This is a genomic window from Halobaculum limi (genome assembly GCF_029490015.1).
In the GTDB taxonomy this organism is placed as follows: Archaea; Halobacteriota; Halobacteria; order Halobacteriales; family Haloferacaceae; genus Halobaculum; species Halobaculum limi.
In genome coordinates this window covers 206,062-225,009 of the sequence record NZ_CP120469.1, presented here as the reverse complement: position 1 = coordinate 225,009, position 18,948 = coordinate 206,062, and the positions used below count along the sequence as shown (strand labels likewise).

Here is an 18,948-nt window from a genome sequence, read left to right as displayed (position 1 = left end):
ATATCGCGGTCATAGTATTGTTGGTTGTTCTGCGCTTCAGTGAGCATCCTCTGTGGCCAATCGTTTCATCGTCGGGTGACCGTTCAACACGTGCATCATCAACGCCGTGATACACACCAATAGCCCACCGATCGTACACACGACGGCCCCTACGAGTGGGAAGAAAGACAGGGCCCCTGTCTCCACGTACTGGTAGAAGATCCACGTCACGGAAGTCACCCCAAGCAGCCACGTCAGGACTCCGGGCATCCCGAGAACGAGCATCGGTCGGCCGTACTGGACGGTCCAGAAGATGTTCCGTAGGAGGTCCATCCCGTGGGAGAACGATCCTTGAGAACTGGCGTTGGCGACGTCATACGAGATGGTCGTCTCTACCTCGGCGATACTGAACCGGTTCCGGTGAGCGTGATGGAGGATATCCGTACTCGCGCCCATATTGTTCCCAAGTACCCGGTCTGACGCGAGCGATCGGGTCGCGACCCGGCTATAGGCGCGGTAGCCGCTCTGGGTGTCTCGGATGAACCCGCTCGGACGGAGCTTTCCAAGACTGGCGTTAGTTAGACTGTTGATAACCCCCAGTCCGATAGCACGGACGAACGGGATTCGCGTCTTCCGCTCGCCGACGTATCGGCTTCCGATGACGATATCCGTCCCGTCACGCCGCTGTGTCTCGACGAGAAGGGGGATATCCGCCGGGTCGTGTTGCCCGTCGGCGTCGATGACGACGAGATGAGCCGCGTCGCGCTCGGCACCTTCTTTGAAGATAGTCTTGAGCGCACCACCGTAGCCGCGATTTCGCTCGTGGACGACCACCGTCGCGCCAGCCGCCTGCGCGCGGGCAGCTGTCTCGTCGTGACTTCCGTCATCGACGACGATGACCTCGTCAGCGTACGGACGCGCGCTCTTGACGACCTGGCTGATGCTATCAGCAGCGTTGTACGCCGGGATGCCCACTACCACGGTCGGTATCTCTGGGGATTGGCTCCAATGTTCGGGAACCGCCACGACCTCGTAGTCGGCTTGCTCGAATGCTAGTGCCGTCCGTTCGTAGTCGATCCGATTACACTCCCGAGTCTGCAACACAATCCCCGGGAGGCCAAGCTCCCTAGCGGCCTGTGATAGCGCTCGGTGGAGTTGTGCCATCGAGACGTCTCCCGAGGGTGGTGATACGAGGATTACCCCGAGCGTCCGCAGTATCTCCTGTGTATCGGTTCCATCCACCTTGTGGGTTCCCTGAGTAGTAACAATCACGGGGTGACCGCGGCGACTCGCCCGGAGAACGGTCCGAATGACGGCGTTCTGATTGGTTGGGGTGAGAACAACACCGATAGCCGTGCCGGCGAGCGTGTCAGTCATCGGCGACACCTGAGTGGTGATCGTCGGCAGGGCGGTCGTATTCACCGTGGCCACCGTGTCGGAAGACATCGCGAGCGACGTCGTCGTCCCGTCGGTAGCCCTCCACTCAACCGTGACCGCTTCGTCGGTGGCGTCGTCGCCGTCGATTGGTGTGACCTCGACCGTCGGCTCGGGGAGGGCTATATCAACAGGTCCATCGACGCTGTAGCTAAACTTCGCTTCTGCTCGGGGTTGAATGGTGTACGCCACCGTCACCGCCCCGTCAGTATATCCCTCTGACTGATGGGCAGCTCCAACTTGGAGGGTGTGTGGCGACGGGACCGGCTGTTCGAACACGACTCGGACCGGCTCGGATTCCGATGCCCCGACTGAGACGGTGACCAGTCGGCTGTCGTCGTAATCGACAACAGTCCGAGAGACTGGAGGAGTCGACTGACCCTGTTGTATGATGGTATTTGAGATTGGCAATTACAATTCACCTTCAGATAGATATCTAGCAGTTATACGTCGATTCGACATAAATAGATATTGAATAGGACCCTATTATACCGAGATACTGACAGGTCAAATTCAATTTCTGATCTACGGGTAAAAGGAATGGCTAGGTGTCTCTCCAGTTGGTCCCGTCTGTGATGTTACCTGCTATATACGATTGTATCCGCTTGGTTTAATGATCCACCCCGTGAGTAGCTCCTATGGCGGTAGCCGAAGACGATGAGAGGCCGGTGCCACATGCGGACTTGCTCGCGGTCGTCGTTGGAGTCGCATTGGCATTGAGCGTCGTGTTCACACCGTTGGGCGAGTGGCGGCCGCTCGCGCTTGTGATCGGATTGCCGTTTGTTTTGTTGATTCCCGGGTATGCACTCGTCTCCGTCGTGTTCCCGCGAGCGGGCGAGACAGGGCTGGGTGAGGGGAAAGGCTGGCTGTCACGCTTGGTATTGAGCATCGCTGGGAGCGTTATGGCTATTGCCGTCGTTGGCGTTGCTCTTGAGTTCACAGTCTGGGGGTTCCGACGGGAAGCTGTCGTCGGGATGTTGGCAGCATGGACATTGGCTGCGTCGGCGGTTGCGTGGTACCGGCGGCGCCAGGTTAGGCTTGAGGCCCGCGCAGGCGCGAGCGTCTCGGCAGTCCGGGATCGGGCTTACGATGCAGTCGCCGGTGATGGCCCAGTTGGCGTCTTCCTGACGCTGCTCGTCGTCGCCGTGGCGATTGGTGGAGTCGCAGTCGTCGTGGCGGATACAACATCCTCCGGAACAGCGACCGAGTTCTACATCCTTGGAGAGAACGAGTCCGGTGAGTTGGTCGCCGGCAGCTACCCAATGAACCTGACTGTCGGTGAACGCGCGACAGTGGGGATTGGCGTCAGCACGACTCGGCCGACCGGGTTCAACGGCTCTGTGGTTGCCTCGCTTGAACGCGTCTCAGTCGACGGTGAGTCAGTGACCATCACGGAGTCACGACGACTAGAGTCGTTCGGCGTCTCCGTTTCGTCGGGCGAAACGACGATCAGACGCCACACGTTCCAGCCACAGATGACCGGTGAGCGACTTCGATTGACCTACCGGCTCTACGAACGCGGATCGGAATCGGCATTCCGCAGTGTTCATATCTGGATTAGTGTGAGCCCGCCAGAGTGAACTCACCCTCTGTATTTCACACACCGCTTCTCACAGGCCCCGATACAGGTTCCTGCTAGCGTTGCTCCGGCCACACGCTCATAGTGACGGAGCACTAACCAACGGGTATGGATGACGGACGCGTATCTCGACGCCGCGTGCTCGCAGCAGTTGCCCTCTCGGGCTCACTAGCCGGCTGTACTGGCGTGTTGGGAGGGAATCCTGGAGCGGCTTCCCAAAGTGACTCAACACCAGCCGAACAGACGGACACCCCCGAGTCGGCCACCAGTGTCGAGATCACGGAGGCGTTGACCGGCATCTCGAGCCCCTGGGGGCTTGCGTTCTTGCCTGATGAATCTGGGCTGTTGGTGACTGAGCAGGACGGACAGCTCCTACTAGCAGATGTCGAAAGCGGTGACCAAACAGAACTGACAGGGGTACCTGAGGTCTATGCCCGCGGGCAGGGTGGGCTGTTGGACGTGACGCTACACCCCGATTTTGACGCGAATCAGTTCGTCTATCTCACTTATTCTGTTGCAGGCGACGGTGGCTCGACTACGCGCGTTGGTCGCGGACGACTCGAGCGTGATGCGGGCCGGCTTGCTGAGTTCGAACCAATCTACACGGCCCGTCCATTCGTTGAGTCAACTGGCCACTATGGTTCGCGAGCTCTCTTCGATACTGAGGGGTATCTCTATGTCAGTGTCGGCGATCGGCAGTTCAAGAACTTCGGCCCGGATCACGTTGCACAGGATCTGAGCAATGATCTCGGATCGGTACTGCGACTGAACGACGATGGGAGTATCCCCGACTCGAATCCCTTTGTTGATGATTCGGAGGCATCTGGTGCAGTGTTTACCTACGGTAATCGGAATCCGCAGGGGCTCGCGCTCCATCCTGAAACGGGTGCGGTGTGGGAGACGGAGTACGGCGAGCGCGACGGTGACGAGATCAATATTCTTGAAGCGGGCGGGAACTACGGCTGGCCCGTCGCCGACAACTCCTGTGAATACGGCAGCGATGACTCAGTTGGTGTCCCACACGACGAGCGTGAAGACGTGATTGCGCCAGTTTTCGGATGGCCTTGTGGGACTGGGGGGTTCCCACCGAGTGGAGCCACGTTCTATGACGGGGACGCGTTCCCCGATTGGCGTGGCGATTTGTTCGTTGCGGGCACGGCAAAGCAGTATCTCGCACACTTCACTGTTGACGGGCGGGAGGTGACGGAAGTAGCGTCACTGCTTGCAGACCGTGGTCAACGCCTCCGAGATGTGACGGTGTCGCCTGTCTCGGGTCACCTCTACGTAGCCGTTGATGCTGATGATGCGCCGATCTATCGGATCGCACCTGAGGCGTGACGCCCTCCCTCATTACCACCCTGTCGTCGTCCACCAGCACCCAGAGGTCGATGTCACTGCGACGGTCGGCCCCGCCACGGGCAACGTTCGCGATCGGCTGGTCGTCGACAAGAACGCACAGTTGCAGGACGACCTCGAGCCCCGCACGAGGCGCGCCGTCAACGAATCGATGGACATCTCGCTCCTTTCAGAGGGAGGCCGATACGAAGTCCAGTTTTTCTCCGGAAACCAGTACGAAGTCGGTAGCATCGCGATTGAGCTACCTGATTCAAGGAGAGAGTCCCGCCCTTTAGGTCGGGCGTGAATCCGACACTCTACCGCACAAGCCACGTTCGACGCTTACTCCGGGGTATCCTCCCTGACTTTCTTCTCGCCTTCTTCACTGGACGGTTCGAAATCAACGCTCCTTCACGTTTGAGTGTTGAAAGCGGTGGTTCTCCGACGAACTATCGGGTTGTCCCACCATCAACGGTGCCGAGATCGGGCTCGTCAAACTCGAGGGCTTGCGCGACAGCATCCGGAATCTCCGGTCGGGGGGCCGATTCGTGGCGTTCGATTTTCTCGGTCTTCCGCGTGTTCTCGTAGAGGGCGCGTGCGACCGGGAGGCCACGGAGATATTTGTAGTCGTGGAGAATCTCGACGCCCCGCTCCGTGAACCCGTAGAACTGGGAAGGGAGATCACGTTTTCCCTCACTTGGTTCGTATATGTAGCGTGCGAGGAGCCCGGCGTCGATCAACGTCTCCAGCTGATCTTTGATAGCTGCTTGGCTCTTCCCAGTCATATACTCGAGTTCGGCGAGCGACATCAGATGTGCGGGGTGGCCCAGCAGCTCTTGGATGATGAGATGGCGCGTATCCTGGGACAGCAGCTTGAACAGCCGCTGTTGTTCCGCGAACGGCCCCCCATCGGCCGTACCAGTGTCGGTTTCGCTCATACGTGATGGTACGAGGTAAGGCGCTATAACAGTTCGGCCCATCCAAGTTGGTTAAATCGGATAAAATCAAAGTGGTTCAGAAGCGATAAGCTGATGCGGTTTGAATCGGCGGGTAATGACCGATCCAAGCCCTCCGCCGGACGCTGGGGACATCATGACTGTTGTTCACAAGGCAGTCGGAGGCATCGACCTTGAGCCTGCAGAGAAACGAGAGATTTGGCGGTTCACACAGCGCGAATTGCCCTACCTCTGGAGTCAGCGGACATCGTATTTCATCCTGGGGAGCTATCGCGACCCCTATCTCCGCCGGCTCCGCGCCGTCCAGAACGAACTCACGAAGCAGCTCGGTGCCTATCCGTTCATTATGGGTGATCTCCTCGAACTCCCGACTGACCGGCTCAATACGTTCGATATTATGTTTTCGTTGCTCGCGACCTACAGCGACTATATCGTCGGGGTATTCGAAAAGGAGAGTGGTGGGGAGGCTCCTGAATTGGGCGAGATCGATGACCCGCCGTATTTCGACAAGTCGTACGTGTTCCCGCGTGATTACGCGTGGGTGACTGATGAGAACCTTGACTCGAAACAGCACGTCATTCAGGCTGCTCTTGAGATTGCGTTCGCTGACGATTTGTCGGAGGATCGGGCCCAATCAAAGCTTGATTCGCTTGTTGATCGCGCACGAGAGAGCGGATTTGACATCGACGAACAGGAGGTTCGTGATGTGATCGACGAGCGGCTAAATACGGGAGTAGAGCCAGCGACGTACAGCTGGGTCCATCTCAACAAGTTCCGCAAATTCGAACTCCACAATCGGTGCTTCCCGTGGACGACAGAGGAGGAACTCCGCACTGTGGTCGGCGTCCTCCCGTCCCCAACACCACGTCCGGAGTGGGAATCAAGTGGGGAAAGTTGAACGAGGCCACCCTTCTCGCCCGGCGACACACCCACCAGAGTGAGTCGATTGGGTAGTTCACTACGCCCGGTTGAACACATCGTTAGGAACCCTGGTTAGAATGTCGGCGACGACACGATCTCCCGCGAACTCGTCCACTTCGTTACTCAGCAGACGCGGTTCGAGCTGATCAACAATATCCTCCAGCATCCCGAGCAACTCTCCGCGATGTACGAACTCGAGGAACTCAACCCCAGCGTGAGCGACGCTACTGTCTACAAACACATCCAGAAGCCGATTGACGCAGGAATCGTCAAAGAGGTCGCCCTCGATGACGATCAGCGCCGGCAGGGCTACCGCTGGAAGTTCTACGGCCTCACAGAAGAGGGACGAACCTTCCTCGACGAGCACAACCTGATCGCCGCAGAAGAAACGCTCCAGCAAATCTACGACACTATGGCTGACAAGCCCGAGAAGATGGTCAAGTACGAGAACGCCTCTAGTCCGGATGGCGCGAAAATCGGATACACACGGGCTCGGTTGGTTGTGTCGTCATTTTCGGTGACACCGCAAGATCTCCAAGCGCCTCTATTCGATACTTCCGACCCACTGTCGCGAGCGTCGCTTTCGCCTCGAGGCGCGCGAAGTGACGACCGATACAGATCCGCGGCCCGGCTCCGAACGGGACGAACGTGTATCCCCGTTCGCGGGGGCCTGCATCCTCCCACCGACTCGGGTCGAACTCAAGCGGGTCGTCCCAAAATCGCGGGTCACGGTGGAGGCTCCAGACACTGAGCAACACCGGTGCATCGGCCGGAATCGTGTATCCGCCCACAGTGGTCTGCTCGGTCGTGACACGAGGGATCGCGTGGACAGGTGGGTACAGCCGGAACGTCTCGTTGAGCACCCGATCGAGATACTCCAGGTCCTGCAAGTCAGACACCGAGGGCGACCCGTCGATGACGTCATCAAGTTCTGTGTACACACGCTCGGCGACTTTGGGGTGAGAACCGATCTGGTGAAGCGCGTACGTCATCGAGAGCGCCGTCGTCTCGTGGCCAGCGAACACCATCCCCACAACTTGATCAAGTATTTCTGACTCGTCGAATCCTGAGTCGGGATCGTCGCGCAACGCCGCAAGCCTCGCGAGCAAACTGTCCTCCGTCGGCGCTTTGCGTCCGTCAGACAACAGCTCCTGTGACCGGGCTCGGAGTTCGGCTGAACCACGTCGGAACTTCCGACGCGCTGGGGTTGGCATCCACTCGGGGAGCACCCAGGAGGACGGCTTGAACCAGAGATTGAGTGTGTTGGCAACTTCAGCAAGTTCGGTTAGCTCCTCGTCTGGGAGTGAGTGGCCGAGTACCACTTCGAACAGGTTCTCAAGCGCGATCGCACGCATCTCCTCGTCGACGCGAACGGTCTCGGTAGCACCCCACCTATCAATTCGCGACTCCGCAATCGCTGTCATCGCGTCCGCGTGGTCAGCGATCCGTGTGGGGCTGAAGAACTCCTCCATCGCGTGGCGCTGTCGACGCCACTGATCGCCGTGGACAGCGAGGAGGGCGTCACCGAAGGCGAGGGTAAAGTCGTCGAGTTTCGCGAACGAATCGCGATCTAAGAGCGCAGACTCGACGAGATCCGGATGACCGAGCACGTACACATCCTTGCCGAGTAGCCGCATCCGAAATGCATCGCCGGTGGTCTTGACGGATTCGCGGACGAACCCAAAGGGATCGCGAACGAAACCGGCGGTGTTGCCGAGCACCGGCAGCCCTGACGGCGTCGGAGGGTGCGGATTCGTCCCTGACACGTATCAAATCGACACGTGGTCGGTGACAAGTATGTCGGTTCGCTCGGATGTGACATTCGTCTACCCCAGCTGTCTGCCGGTTTTCTCGTTCCTCGTTTGAGAACATGCTCACGAACCGAAAGGAACACTTCCCAGCCTTCGCCCGAGTTGATCGTATGCTCTCGTCCATTGCTGTAACCTACTCGGCGGTGTTCGCCCCTGAGTTGTTTGTCCTCGTCTGTGGGCTACTCATTGTCGTGTACGAGTGGCGTCTCTCTACTCGGCGGCTGCTGGTCGGGCTCGGAAAGCGTATCGGGGCCCTCGGGATCGGTTGGGCACTCGCGTTCGTTGTCTATCAGGGACTTCCTCAGCTCTTTGCGAGCACACCCAGCTGGATACTGGATGCGACTGGAAGCCTCGGCCTTGGTATCGGGCTACTTGCGATCTGGGGGTTTTGGCGAACCGCGTCGTGGGGGACGTACGTCCCCGAATTCGCGGGAGTGCTCGTCGCTGTGACCATCCCACATCTGTTAATCACGCCGTTTTGGGACATCTCGAGTCACGTCCTGTACGCGGTCGTTCCTGCCGGGTATCTCGGGCTTGTCGACCGGCGATTCTTCCCGCTGGTCGTTATCGCTCTCGGAATGGTTGCTGCTCGGCCACTCGCCGGCGCACACACGTGGCTGGAGTCGGTCGGTGGACTCGTGCTGGGGGTGCTGTTCGTTGGAATGTTCTTCCGTGAGCGGATCGCCTAGAGAACCAGCGCTGCCAGCGCGTTTTCGCCGCCTACCGGTCCGTGTCGGCCCGTGCCCCATTGTTCGTCGAAATATGGAGCGTCGAGCGCACTCGACTGCGCACCGTGACCCATCGTGCCCACGTCCGTGGGCGCCGGCTCGCGAGGGTCGACGCGATCGACGCGCTCCCGACCAAGAGGAATCCGGCGAAGATCACGGCAAACCCGAGCACGGTGAGAGGCGAGATGGTCTCGTTGAGTAGGAACCACCCGCCAAGCGCCGAGACGACTGGCGTGAAGTAGAATAACAGATTGGCTCGCGTCGCGCCAGCGGCGTCGATCAGCGCGAAGTACGTGAGATACGCGACCGCCCCGGATCCGATCCCGAGGAACGCAAGCGCGAGTAGTGCCGCGGGCGGGATCGGCCCCACAGCCGACGGTTCGCCGGCCACGAAGCTGAGGAAATGGGTGACGACCGCGGCTATCGGTACTCCCCACACTGTTCGCGCGGTGCTCGACATCGTGGGGTCAGCCCACCGGATCGTGACGGCGCCGAGTGCACTCAGGACCGCGGCGGCGAAGATGATCGACAGGCCGGCGCTCCCGGCGAGCGTGCTGGGGTCCGGGTTTGCGACCAGCGCGACCCCGACAAGTCCGGCGAACATACCGACGACTCCGCGTCGGGTGAGCCGTTCGTCCGACAGGGCGAGGGCGGCGAAGACCATCGTCAAGATGGGGTTGAGGCTCATCACGATCGCGGCGACGCCGCTCGTTGTGTACTGTTGCCCAACGAAGATCGACGCGTTCGTCAGGCCAATCACGAGGACGCCGGTCGACAAGATGGCGACCACGTCGCCGAGAGATCGTGGCCGGAGGTCGGCAAACGACAGTCGATGCGCAGCGTACCCAACCAGCACGAGCGCACCGATGTCGAACCGTAGGGCGACGAAGATCAACGGTGGGAGGTGTGCAAGCCCGAACTTCGCGGCGACGAACGTGCCGCCGAACAGCACCGCTGAGACGAGGAACAGCCCGATGGTTCGCCGGGCACTCATCGCGTACCACCGCCGTCTCGTTGCGTTTCAGCTTCGTCCACACGTGTATTCGTGGACGGACACACCTAAAGAATCTGATAAAAAATTGCACGGCTCCCTCAGATACCCTACCGTGTCGGGTCGACACATCGTGCAACGATTGCAGACCGTGACGAAGAGCGTATGTCACGACACCGAGTTCGGTACGGTATGGACGACGCGCTGTCGGAAGTCGAGTTCCTCGCTCGCTCGGCAAACCGCGTGACTGTGTTGCAGCAACTGGCACGCGGCCGACACACCCGTGGAGAACTCGGTGACATAACCAACGCCTCCCAGGCGACGCTCGGTCGGATCCTCGACGACTTCCTCGATCGGTCGTGGATCCGACACGACGACGGCGAGTATATCGCGACGGCGACGGGCCGGTTGGTCGCCGACAGTATGACCGACCTCCTCAGCAGCCTCGAAACGGAGGCGAAGCTCCGGGAGATCATCGACTACCTGCCGACGCACGCGATGGACTTCGATCTTGAGCATCTCGCCGACGCGACGATCACGGTCCCGACCGAGATGCGGCCAAGCGCCCCGCTCAAGGAGGTGCTTGCAGTGATGGAGGATGCTGCACACCTACGTGTGTTTTCGCACGCGTTCAACGACCAGAGTATCGATATCGTCGAGCGGCGTGTACAGGCTGGCGAACAGACGTTCGAAGGCGTCTTTGCTGAGTCCGCGATCGCTGCGATCGCCAAGACGGAAGCGCTGTGGAAACGGTTCAAGTCGCTGGCCGCCTCGCCGGATGCCAGCGTTCGCGTTCGGACTGATGGGGTCCCGTTGGCGGCGACGATCGCTGATGGGACGGTCGTTTTTCTTCTCCGTGACGGTCGGGGTCTCGTGCAGGCGTCTCTCGCGAGCACCGACGAGCGCGTCCTCGAGTGGGCCGTCGAAACGCACGATCACTACTGGCGAACGGCGGTGCCGTTCGACCCCGACCGCTATGAGACCGCCGGAAGCGATGACACCTGACGACGTCGACGTACTGGCAATGCCGCAGACACTACAGACCGGCCACGAGGTCGACCTTTCCCGCGTCAAGGGCGCGCGGGAGGCTGAGCCGGTTACCTGATATCCTGACAGGACTCGAGCACGCCTACAGGGTCACTCCTCCGCGTTTTCTTCGGAATCGTCTTCGGGTGGATGGATCCGAACCGTCGCGATCCTGGTGCCGTCGACGTCGGTCACCTCGACGACTCGCCCGGCCAGTTCGACTCGGTCGCCGACCTCAGGGGCGCGGTCAAGGCGGCTGAGAACGAGCCCACCGATTGTATCGACCACCTCGTGCTCGAAAGTGACGTCAAGCGCGTCGTTGACTGCCGAGAGCGAGACGCCGCCGTCGAGATCGAACCCGCCGTCGTCACGCCGACCAATCGAGGGTTCGCGCTCGTCGATGTCGAACTCGTCGCGGAGGTCCCCGACGAGCGCTTCTACGACGTCCTCCACCGTCGCGATGCCTTCGAGTGACCCCCACTCGTCAATGACCGCGGCGATCTGCTGGCGCTCGTCCCTGAACTGGATCAGGAGGTCGTTACTCGCGATCGTCTCGGGAACAACGAGGATTTCGCGGGCGATGTCGCCGGCCGTCATCGCCGCGTTCGGGTCTTCACTGGCACGAAGTACGTCCTTTACGTCGATGAACCCGGCGACCTGCGTCGGGTCGTCGGTTTCGACGACTGGATAGCGGGTGTGGCCCGCCTCGAAGATGACATCGCGGACGGCGGGAATGCTTGCGTCGGCCGAGACGCTCACGACGTCGGGGAGCGGGACCATCACCTCGCGGACGGTTGTGTCGTCGAGCTCGAACACGCGCTCGATCATCGCCACCTCCGCGACGTCGACGTCTCCTTCCTCACTAGAGCGGGCGAGGACCCGGCGGATCTCCCGCTCACCGAGCGTCTCGTCCGACTCGGAAGCCGGCGGCACGCCGAGCAGTTGCGTGAACGCGTTCGCCGCCCCGTTAAAGATGATTATGCCGGGGTAGAAGAGGAGATAGAAGATCTTCATCGGAGGAGCGAGGTACAGCGAGAGCCGCTCCGTCTGAGCGATTGCGAAGGTCTTCGGTGCGAGCTCGCCGAAGACCACGTGGAGGAACGTGATGACCGAGAACCCGATGGCGACAGCGACAAGATGGATCAGAGCTTCGGGAAGCACCGACGCTAATACCGGCTCAAGCAGCGACGCGATGGCGGGTTCGCCCGCCCACCCGAGGCCGAGCGAGGCAATCGTGATACCTAGCTGCGTCACCGCGAGGTAGTTGTCGAGGTCAGCCATCACATCCTGTAACGCCGTCGAGCCGGCTCGTCCGTCGGCAGCGAGCTGTTCGACTGACGTCGCCCTGACTCGGACGAACGCGAACTCGGCGGCGACAAAAAATCCGTTTAGAACTACGAGGAACAACGCGACGAGGAGCCGTGCGATCGAGAGGCCGATGTCTACCATCGGCTTCGATAGTGGTGGGGATCGTTCAGGTGTGAGAAATCCATACGGACTCGTCTGTCCGGTCACATAAAAATCGGTCTCCGTCCTCGGGTGGGTCGAAGAGTGAGTCTGCGAGGCGTCTCACCACGGTTCGAACACTCAGAATCGTCGGAAGATGACCGACACCGATAGTGGGCCTGTTGGATTACGCGTCACAGAGACTCCGATGACTTTCACTAATACGAGAGACTCTCTCGCCCGTCAGCTCGTGACTGTCATTCAGGCGTCTGGTGGACGTACGACCACACCTGTGAATGGGGGAAATCGCCAGCGGTAGCTGTCCACAACTTCCAAAGCTGATTCTTCAACGACGTCCGTTGGGTCGTCATAGAGCCGACAGCCGACCCGCTCGTACTCTTCTTTGACACTTTGCTCTTGCAACGTACCGAACGGCTCGACCTGCCACTTGTGATGCTCGAGAAGTCAGATCTCTCCGCCGGGCTTACACACTCGACCCATCTCGTCCAGTGCTGCAATCGGAGCCGGAAACGTGCAGGTCGAGAGCGAGGAGACAACCTAATCGAACGATTCGAGCGACGAAATCGAAGCGACGGGCGACGACACAGTGCTCATCTCTGGTTCCACCGGCGACAACTCCGGAGACGCGTACGAGATCACCGGTACAGTTGAGGAGGCTCGCGTGAGCGGCGTGAGTTCCGGCTTCGAGATCGCAGTTGACGGTAATCCGGTCGATGTCGAGACGCCGACTGGGGACGATTCAAGCGACGGCGAGTCGGAGACGTCTGATTCGACGACCGGTCTCGTCGGCGATGACTCCGTGCTGGAGATATTGGCGACGTCCGAGTCGCAAATAGCCTACGAGATCGTCGTTGAGGGCAGTGCCTCGAAGAGCGAGACGAACTCTGTAGCGGCCGACTCGAGCGATGAGGTCGAGACCGATGGTGAGTTGACAGTCATCACGGGGACGACTGGGGTCAACTCCGGTAATGCCTTCGAGATCACTGGCACGATCAGATCCATCGAGATCGAAGGCACCGAAGCGAAGGTTGTATTCGACGATGAGGAGGTCACAGATCAGGTGATGTGATCGACCCACCTCTAGCGTTCTGGAGGACCTGCCGCCTCATTCCGTTCAGATCTTCGGGTGTCGATTCGAGCGAATCTGTGTTTATACCCTGTCAGTGTGGTCGAATCGCTGGGGTCTATCGTCTGTGACCCCACGCTAAACTGAGTTGTTGGTTGACGAAACAAATTGAGCCTGTCTTTCCGACTATCGAACGGGGTGAAACCGAGCGCAGCTTCTGGCAAATGGTTTTAATTAGCTGAAAGTAGTCCGCTGCTCTGAGTATACCTCTTCAAGAAAGTCCCACAGAAGACCTGCGAACTCATCGGTATTGTTCATCGGGGCTCTGTGTCCGCCGGCATACCACGCCAGTTGTGCATCAGCCCGTGCTGCCAGCGTCTCGGCGTGATTCTCGAGTGACTCTTCCTTCCCGTGAGCGATCATAACCGGGCCGTCGTACGCCTCGGCGTGCGGCCACGTCCGCTGGAGGACGTTCGCACGGAATGCCGTCGCGTTTCCGTGCAACACTCCATATGTGTCCTCGGATTCAGGCGGCTTCTGTCGCGGGTCGTCACTCTCACCCAAGCGGTCAGCAACCCACCCGCTCAACCGATCCGAGTGTGAAACCGCCTTCAGAACGGATATAAACGGGAGATAGGCTGCAGTCACGGCCAGCATCTTCGGCTTTCGCCAGTTGTAGTCCGCTCCGGCGAGCAGCATCCCGTCCACCAGATCAGGGTACGTTGCCGCGACGCGTACGGCGACGTACCCTCCTTGCGAGTGTCCGGCAACGACTGCCGGCCCGCTATCTTCCAGTATGTTGCCGACGTCTTCGACTGCACGCTCATAGCTGAACTCCTCAAGCGGGTGGATTCCGTGAGCGGGGAGATCGACTGTGACAACGTGATACTCCTCGCATAATCTCTCGGCGTGTGGTGTCCAACTATGCCGGGACCCTCCAGCCGGATGTAACAGCAAGATCGTCGGAGACTCGGCGTCGCCCCACGTCTTCACATAATCCAGCATATCTAGTGTCGAATTGCTGGCTGGAAAAGTCCTGTCGTAGTGTGCTTCCGCTTCTCATTGGGTTCGAGAACCAATTGCAATCAGAGGCTGAGAGCATATTCCCTAAAGTGGATCTGTAATCCTCAGCGTCACGCTCGCTTCCCAACCTCACTTGTTAGGTTCGTAGTCAGCGGTCTATTTTTTGTAGACTTCACCACCAGCCATCGTGAAACACACATTTCCGTCAACGATAGCCGAGCGCCTACCCGCTATCTCGCGAATAGATCGGACTGACCGCCCAGCTATTCATATACGCCGAAATGCGCGTGAACCGTACCCACGCGCGTCGATTGCCAATGCCGTTGGCGAAAAGTGGTTGCTCGAGACTTACAGACGTGAAATCGCAACGAGCGCGGGAACTGCATCTAAACTGTACTGAGAATCCGAATTTCCTTGTTCCAGCAGGGTTTGTTCAAACAGTTGCCGCCGGAAAATCGCCGTCCGGTACTCAAGGTGGGTCCCGACAGACGGCCCATACTCAAAGGCATCATCGGCGGATGAGATCGTTATCATATGGTCGATCGGAGCGAGATCTTCATCGAGATAACTGAATGTGAACGTATCAGATCCATCTGACTTCGTGTAAGCTGCGACAAGGCGTGCTTCTTGAAGGTACGATTCTGCGTTCTCTGCGTCCGGGTCTACCGTTACTCCAAACACGAGTTCGGCACGCTGGTCGCTCGATAATTCTAACTGTGAGATCGCAGTCCGTGCAAGTTCGACACTCCGATCAAACCGCTGGTACCAGGCGGATTGGTCCAGCTCGTTCAAAGCCGCGGTAACCATTTTTGCACGGCTCACAGGGACTTCGAATATCTCTACCCCTGCTGCTGGGACAACTATGTCATCTTCAACGGCACTGACCGGCAGTGTGTGGCCATAATGGAGGAGGTCCTCTGGTCTGGCAACAATCAGATTCCGGCGATCGCTAGCCAACTCAGCGGAACTGGATTGGGGATACTCTGCAGCGTCTAAATCTGGCTCAATACCGAATCGTGCATCGGAGAATGTTGGCTCGACTAAGAACTCGGTGTCAGTGAATGAGACTGCCCGCTTGAAGGTGCTATCTGAGAAGTCTGGACCCCCAGCGAATGAGGCATTGTCAAACCAAACCTGTTGGTTAAAAACACTATTTGTAAAGATACTCCGGGCGTCAAACAACGTCTTGCGGAAGTCTGCAGTACCGTTGACGGTCGCAGAAAACTGGAAGTGCTCAAATCGAGCCTGCCTTGCGTTGAGATCTCCCGCAATCGTTGAACCGGCAAGGAATGATTGGTGGGCGAATTCCGCATCTGAGAGCGTTAGATCGCTATTGAATGTTGAATCACGGAGATGGACGAACGCTTCACCCCGCGAACCACGGAATGTGACGTCGCTGGCGCAGGTGACGTGAGTGAACCAAAATTCATCACTGAATCTCGCTTCAGCGAACCTGACCGCGCCGTCTATTTCAGAGAGCGAAAAGGTGGTGTATCCTCCGAATTCTGCATTTTCGAAGTCGACGAGTGTCCCTGTACTGCGGAGGTCCTCGAAGTCACACTCCCCTTCAAATGATGCGTCTTTCGCGATGAGATCGCCGTGCAATACGCTGTGAGAAAACCGCGTTTCACCGTCAACTGACGCGCCAGTCAAGATAACCGCTGAGCGAACAGTTGCAGCATTCATTCGCAAGTCGCCACCAACAGACACTCGAGTGAACTCTGCTGTGCCTGCGATGGAGGTCGCTGCGAAGTCTGCAAGAAGTCGCCATTCTGCATCGGCGAATGAGAGATCTCCATTGAATGTCGATCGTGCAAACCGAGTGTTCGCATTGAATGATGCCTCCCGAAAAATTGCAGGCCCATTGACAGTCAGTCCACGTGCATCAACAAAGCCTGCATTGAGTCCATTGGCTGCGATGCCGCCATCAATGTCTGTGTCGTGAAACGTGAGTTGTCCGCCAATATCTGCACCGGCTAGACTGACTGGCTCGGTGAAGGTTGCTCCCGCGAGATTCAGATCACCTGTGATAGCAGCGTTCCCCAACAACAGTGGAACTGTTACAGTTGCTTGTTCAAGCGACAGTGACCCATCAATTGTGACCCCCCGAAGATCGATCGGTGACCCGTCGGGTGTTGTCAATTCCTCATCTGCCAACGTCAGATCGGTAATCCGACCGCCAGCAAACACGCCATCACGGTCGTCAGCGCGAACGCCCGCCTGGAACGCCGAACTAATTGCAGTCGGAGGAAAATCGCGGTCACTGCTGTGGAATATGCATCGACCGTCTGTACTACTGCTGGCTGGGTGCGGGCACGACGTCTCTGTAGGCTCTGGCAGTGGGACAGCATCTGCAGGAGCTGTGTGACTGAGCGTCTCGTACGTGTATGAGCAAGTCTTGGTGGGAGCCATTATCTGAAAGCAGGTGGATGTATTCAGAGTGGAGACGGCTTCTAGAACTCAATCCGTAGTGCAGTGAGCTCGTTCCACGCTCCAGACCCATAGCGCTGATATGCGACCTGTTCCGTGTGGTCTGCTTTGAACTCGTAACCTGGCTCAGATTGTTGCGGACCTTGAATTGGAACTAGTGTCTTCTCTTCGCGAACCGAGACCGGCCCACTAACTGTGACTGGCTTTTCAGTCCATTCGTGGCTCTTTGAACTGTACCAGCAGGTTTGTCCCGGAGTGAGCGAGCGTACACCTCGATACAATGAGAATGCGTCGCGGTCACTGGTTGTGCTCTTATTTTGTGACATAAACCATATCGATAAGGATGGTATATAATTTCTTGGTCGATCCATTAGTGGAAATCTCTCGTCGAGCCACCGTCAGCCACTGGTCCAAGGCTTGGAGTTGGGACTGCAGTCGGTGCGTTCGCAGGAGCTGGTGCACGTTTGTGATTGCTTCACCGCGACTCAGAGTCGTAGGTCTAGTGTTGTAGTCGGTCGACTCAATTGTACAAATTGGTAGATACAGAGCGCGTATTAGTTGCTACTCAATTCTTGTTGTCGGGGTTGAACCAGTAATAGAAAACCGCCATTGAAACTCCCATAGCGATTGTTTCAACAAGTAGCGATTCACGAAGGATCATACCGACGAGGAGCATAGTAACAGCAGATAGGACACCAGCGATACCAGCATATCTGGCGCGAGAGAGATCGCGTGCCCACTCGTCGAGGCGATCATATAATTGACTCATTCGAGGCGTTACACATCTTGTGAGAGTATACTCAAAAACACTTCCTGAGAGTACGCACGCAGCACAGACCTACCGGACAAACCACCCGCTCACTGATGAAACGAAAGGCAATGTACTGCTGAACACGTTTTTCTGTATCTCACACGCCGAGTCTGCCAGGTGTTCGGACATCTTTGCGCGAGGGCATTTTCTCCTCAAAAAGATAGAACTCTTGGTTGACGCCCTCGGCATCGTCTCGAGCCTTGCTGGCGGACAAGTAGCCTCCCAATCAAAACTACCAATCGGACACCGATATGTAATCGCTCGATGTCAACCACCACAGAGCGATGTGTCCAACGAGATACAATTGTCATTAAATCTACTAGTCGAGTTGTTTAATTACTTCGAGCCGAAATATGAATTGCTGTCAAGTGAATGGGGAGATAATGACAGCACACACGCCCGGAATGGGAGTCCTGTCAGAGGCACCGGGCGTACACCAAATTCTCAGAAACACCCGTTCGTGAAGACCTCGACAGGTTGCCAGAGCCCAGCAGTGTGGTTAGTGGAGCGTATGTCGATATACCAGCTCTATTCACACACCGAAGAGGGGACAGGCATCAGAGAGGGAGTCCTGTCAGAGGCACTCGATGCCTGCCCCATTTTGTGTCATATCTTCGAATCATAAAATAAGTTGGTTCATTTGTCAGGAGTAGTGCATCCGTCCTGACAGCGATTACATATTAATTTTCGTCATCACTGATCTTAGCATCACAGTGCAATATGTAGTGTCAAGCCATACCATTATGCTAATCGAATAAGTTCGGGAGGTTGTGGTCACTACGGGACGGCATTCACTCGGGTCCACGGCCGAACAGGAGTCTTGTCAGAGGCACCGGGCGTGGATCCGTGGACTACGTTGAGAGATCATATGCAAAAGAGTAGTGAAACGCGAGCCGCCCCAGTTGGGTTGAATTCTCCCTCTGATCAAGAGCGAAATCGCTAACCACTGCAAAAGCACCACCTGCAGGGGGTTCGATGCACATATGCAGTACCTTTGCCGCCCTTCAGCCTCCATTGATAGGCGACTCATCCGTCGACGGCACGGCCGTGCTGGCTCACGATGTTGAGGCCCTCACATAGGTATTTCTGGGGTGGGATTGAGCCCACTCGTATGGATGACCCAATCGAGCGGATTGCAAACGCCTCAGTGACGTACGAAGGTGCCCGTGGGAACGAATACGACCTCACCGGGGTGGCGGTGGAGGTCTATGCGGGGTGGGTGAAAATTACTGGTGGCGACGGCTCGAACTGGATTCCCCGGTCACGAATTTTCCAGGTTCGGACAGGGTCTAACAACAGTCGTTGACATCTTTGCCGTCTGGGGGACGGTCTTAGCTTTGAGACTTCGATGAACGGAATTGAGACCGAACCAGTGAATGAGCAAATCAAGA

14 protein-coding genes and 1 pseudogene are annotated in these 18,948 nt (G+C 57.9%); 8 read left to right on the top strand and 7 right to left on the bottom strand.

Annotation, left to right across the window (positions count from 1 at the left end):
- Window positions 1-36: 36 nt before the first annotated feature.
- Entirely contained in the window at window positions 37-1,605 is a 1,569-nt protein-coding gene (locus tag P0D77_RS16705; RefSeq protein ID WP_277555852.1) for a glycosyltransferase family 2 protein, read from the bottom strand.
- 446 nt (window positions 1,606-2,051) lie between these two features.
- Between P0D77_RS16705 and P0D77_RS16700 the strand changes: the two genes are divergently transcribed.
- Together P0D77_RS16700 and P0D77_RS16695 are read left to right on the top strand one after the other, a co-directional pair.
- Complete coding sequence (locus P0D77_RS16700) at window positions 2,052-2,993, top strand: DUF1616 domain-containing protein (protein ID WP_277555851.1); 942 nt, start codon at window positions 2,052-2,054, stop codon at window positions 2,991-2,993.
- A 107-nt stretch (window positions 2,994-3,100) separates the two neighbouring features.
- Window positions 3,101-4,330 (top strand): PQQ-dependent sugar dehydrogenase, encoded by a 1,230-nt coding sequence (locus P0D77_RS16695; RefSeq protein WP_277555850.1) that lies wholly within the window; start codon window positions 3,101-3,103, stop codon window positions 4,328-4,330.
- A 446-nt stretch (window positions 4,331-4,776) separates the two neighbouring features.
- On the opposite strand, the gene P0D77_RS16690 is transcribed toward P0D77_RS16695, so the two are convergent.
- Entirely contained in the window at window positions 4,777-5,265 is a 489-nt protein-coding gene (locus P0D77_RS16690; RefSeq protein WP_277555849.1) for a winged helix-turn-helix domain-containing protein, read from the bottom strand.
- 115 nt (window positions 5,266-5,380) lie between these two features.
- On the opposite strand from P0D77_RS16690, the gene P0D77_RS16685 reads away from it, so the two are divergent.
- Both P0D77_RS16685 and P0D77_RS16680 read left to right on the top strand, forming a co-directional pair.
- Complete coding sequence (locus tag P0D77_RS16685; protein ID WP_277555848.1) at window positions 5,381-6,181, top strand: DUF8170 family protein; 801 nt, start codon at window positions 5,381-5,383, stop codon at window positions 6,179-6,181.
- Window positions 6,182-6,298: 117 nt separating this feature from the next.
- Window positions 6,299-6,670 (top strand): annotated as a pseudogene (locus P0D77_RS16680) (PadR family transcriptional regulator); the annotation flags it as partial.
- Here P0D77_RS16680 and P0D77_RS16675 read toward each other — a convergent pair.
- Window positions 6,660-7,970, bottom strand: coding sequence for a cytochrome P450 (locus tag P0D77_RS16675; RefSeq protein WP_277555847.1), 1,311 nt, complete (start codon window positions 7,968-7,970; stop codon window positions 6,660-6,662). The pseudogene P0D77_RS16680 and the gene P0D77_RS16675 overlap by 11 nt on opposite strands.
- Before the next feature lie 155 nt (window positions 7,971-8,125).
- Here P0D77_RS16675 and P0D77_RS16670 point away from each other — a divergent pair, with 155 nt between their 5' ends.
- Window positions 8,126-8,704, top strand: a complete 579-nt coding sequence (locus tag P0D77_RS16670) for a hypothetical protein (protein WP_277555846.1) — start codon at window positions 8,126-8,128, stop codon at window positions 8,702-8,704.
- Between the two features lie 31 nt (window positions 8,705-8,735).
- On the opposite strand, the gene P0D77_RS16665 is transcribed toward P0D77_RS16670, so the two are convergent.
- A complete protein-coding gene (locus P0D77_RS16665) occupies window positions 8,736-9,737 on the bottom strand; it encodes a DMT family transporter (protein ID WP_277555845.1) in 1,002 nt (333 codons plus the stop codon).
- 189 nt (window positions 9,738-9,926) lie between these two features.
- Here P0D77_RS16665 and P0D77_RS16660 point away from each other — a divergent pair, with 189 nt between their 5' ends.
- Window positions 9,927-10,739 (top strand): helix-turn-helix transcriptional regulator, encoded by an 813-nt coding sequence (locus tag P0D77_RS16660; protein ID WP_277556249.1) that lies wholly within the window; start codon window positions 9,927-9,929, stop codon window positions 10,737-10,739.
- 132 nt (window positions 10,740-10,871) lie between these two features.
- Here P0D77_RS16660 and P0D77_RS16655 read toward each other — a convergent pair whose 3' ends face one another.
- The gene (locus tag P0D77_RS16655; protein WP_277556248.1) at window positions 10,872-12,209 is read right to left on the bottom strand and encodes a hemolysin family protein; all 1,338 of its coding nucleotides are present in this window, start codon (window positions 12,207-12,209) and stop codon (window positions 10,872-10,874) included.
- A 604-nt stretch (window positions 12,210-12,813) separates the two neighbouring features.
- Here P0D77_RS16655 and P0D77_RS16650 point away from each other — a divergent pair.
- Complete coding sequence (locus tag P0D77_RS16650; protein WP_277556247.1) at window positions 12,814-13,296, top strand: hypothetical protein; 483 nt, start codon at window positions 12,814-12,816, stop codon at window positions 13,294-13,296.
- Between the two features lie 231 nt (window positions 13,297-13,527).
- On the opposite strand, the gene P0D77_RS16645 is transcribed toward P0D77_RS16650, so the two are convergent.
- Together P0D77_RS16645 and P0D77_RS16640 are read right to left on the bottom strand one after the other, a co-directional pair.
- Window positions 13,528-14,298, bottom strand: coding sequence for an alpha/beta fold hydrolase (locus P0D77_RS16645; RefSeq protein ID WP_277556246.1), 771 nt, complete (start codon window positions 14,296-14,298; stop codon window positions 13,528-13,530).
- A 366-nt stretch (window positions 14,299-14,664) separates the two neighbouring features.
- Entirely contained in the window at window positions 14,665-16,506 is a 1,842-nt protein-coding gene (locus P0D77_RS16640) for a pentapeptide repeat-containing protein (protein WP_277556245.1), read from the bottom strand.
- A gap of 2,162 nt (window positions 16,507-18,668) precedes the next feature.
- Between P0D77_RS16640 and P0D77_RS16635 the strand changes: the two genes are divergently transcribed.
- Complete coding sequence (locus tag P0D77_RS16635; RefSeq protein WP_277556244.1) at window positions 18,669-18,863, top strand: hypothetical protein; 195 nt, start codon at window positions 18,669-18,671, stop codon at window positions 18,861-18,863.
- Window positions 18,864-18,948 lie beyond the last annotated feature (85 nt).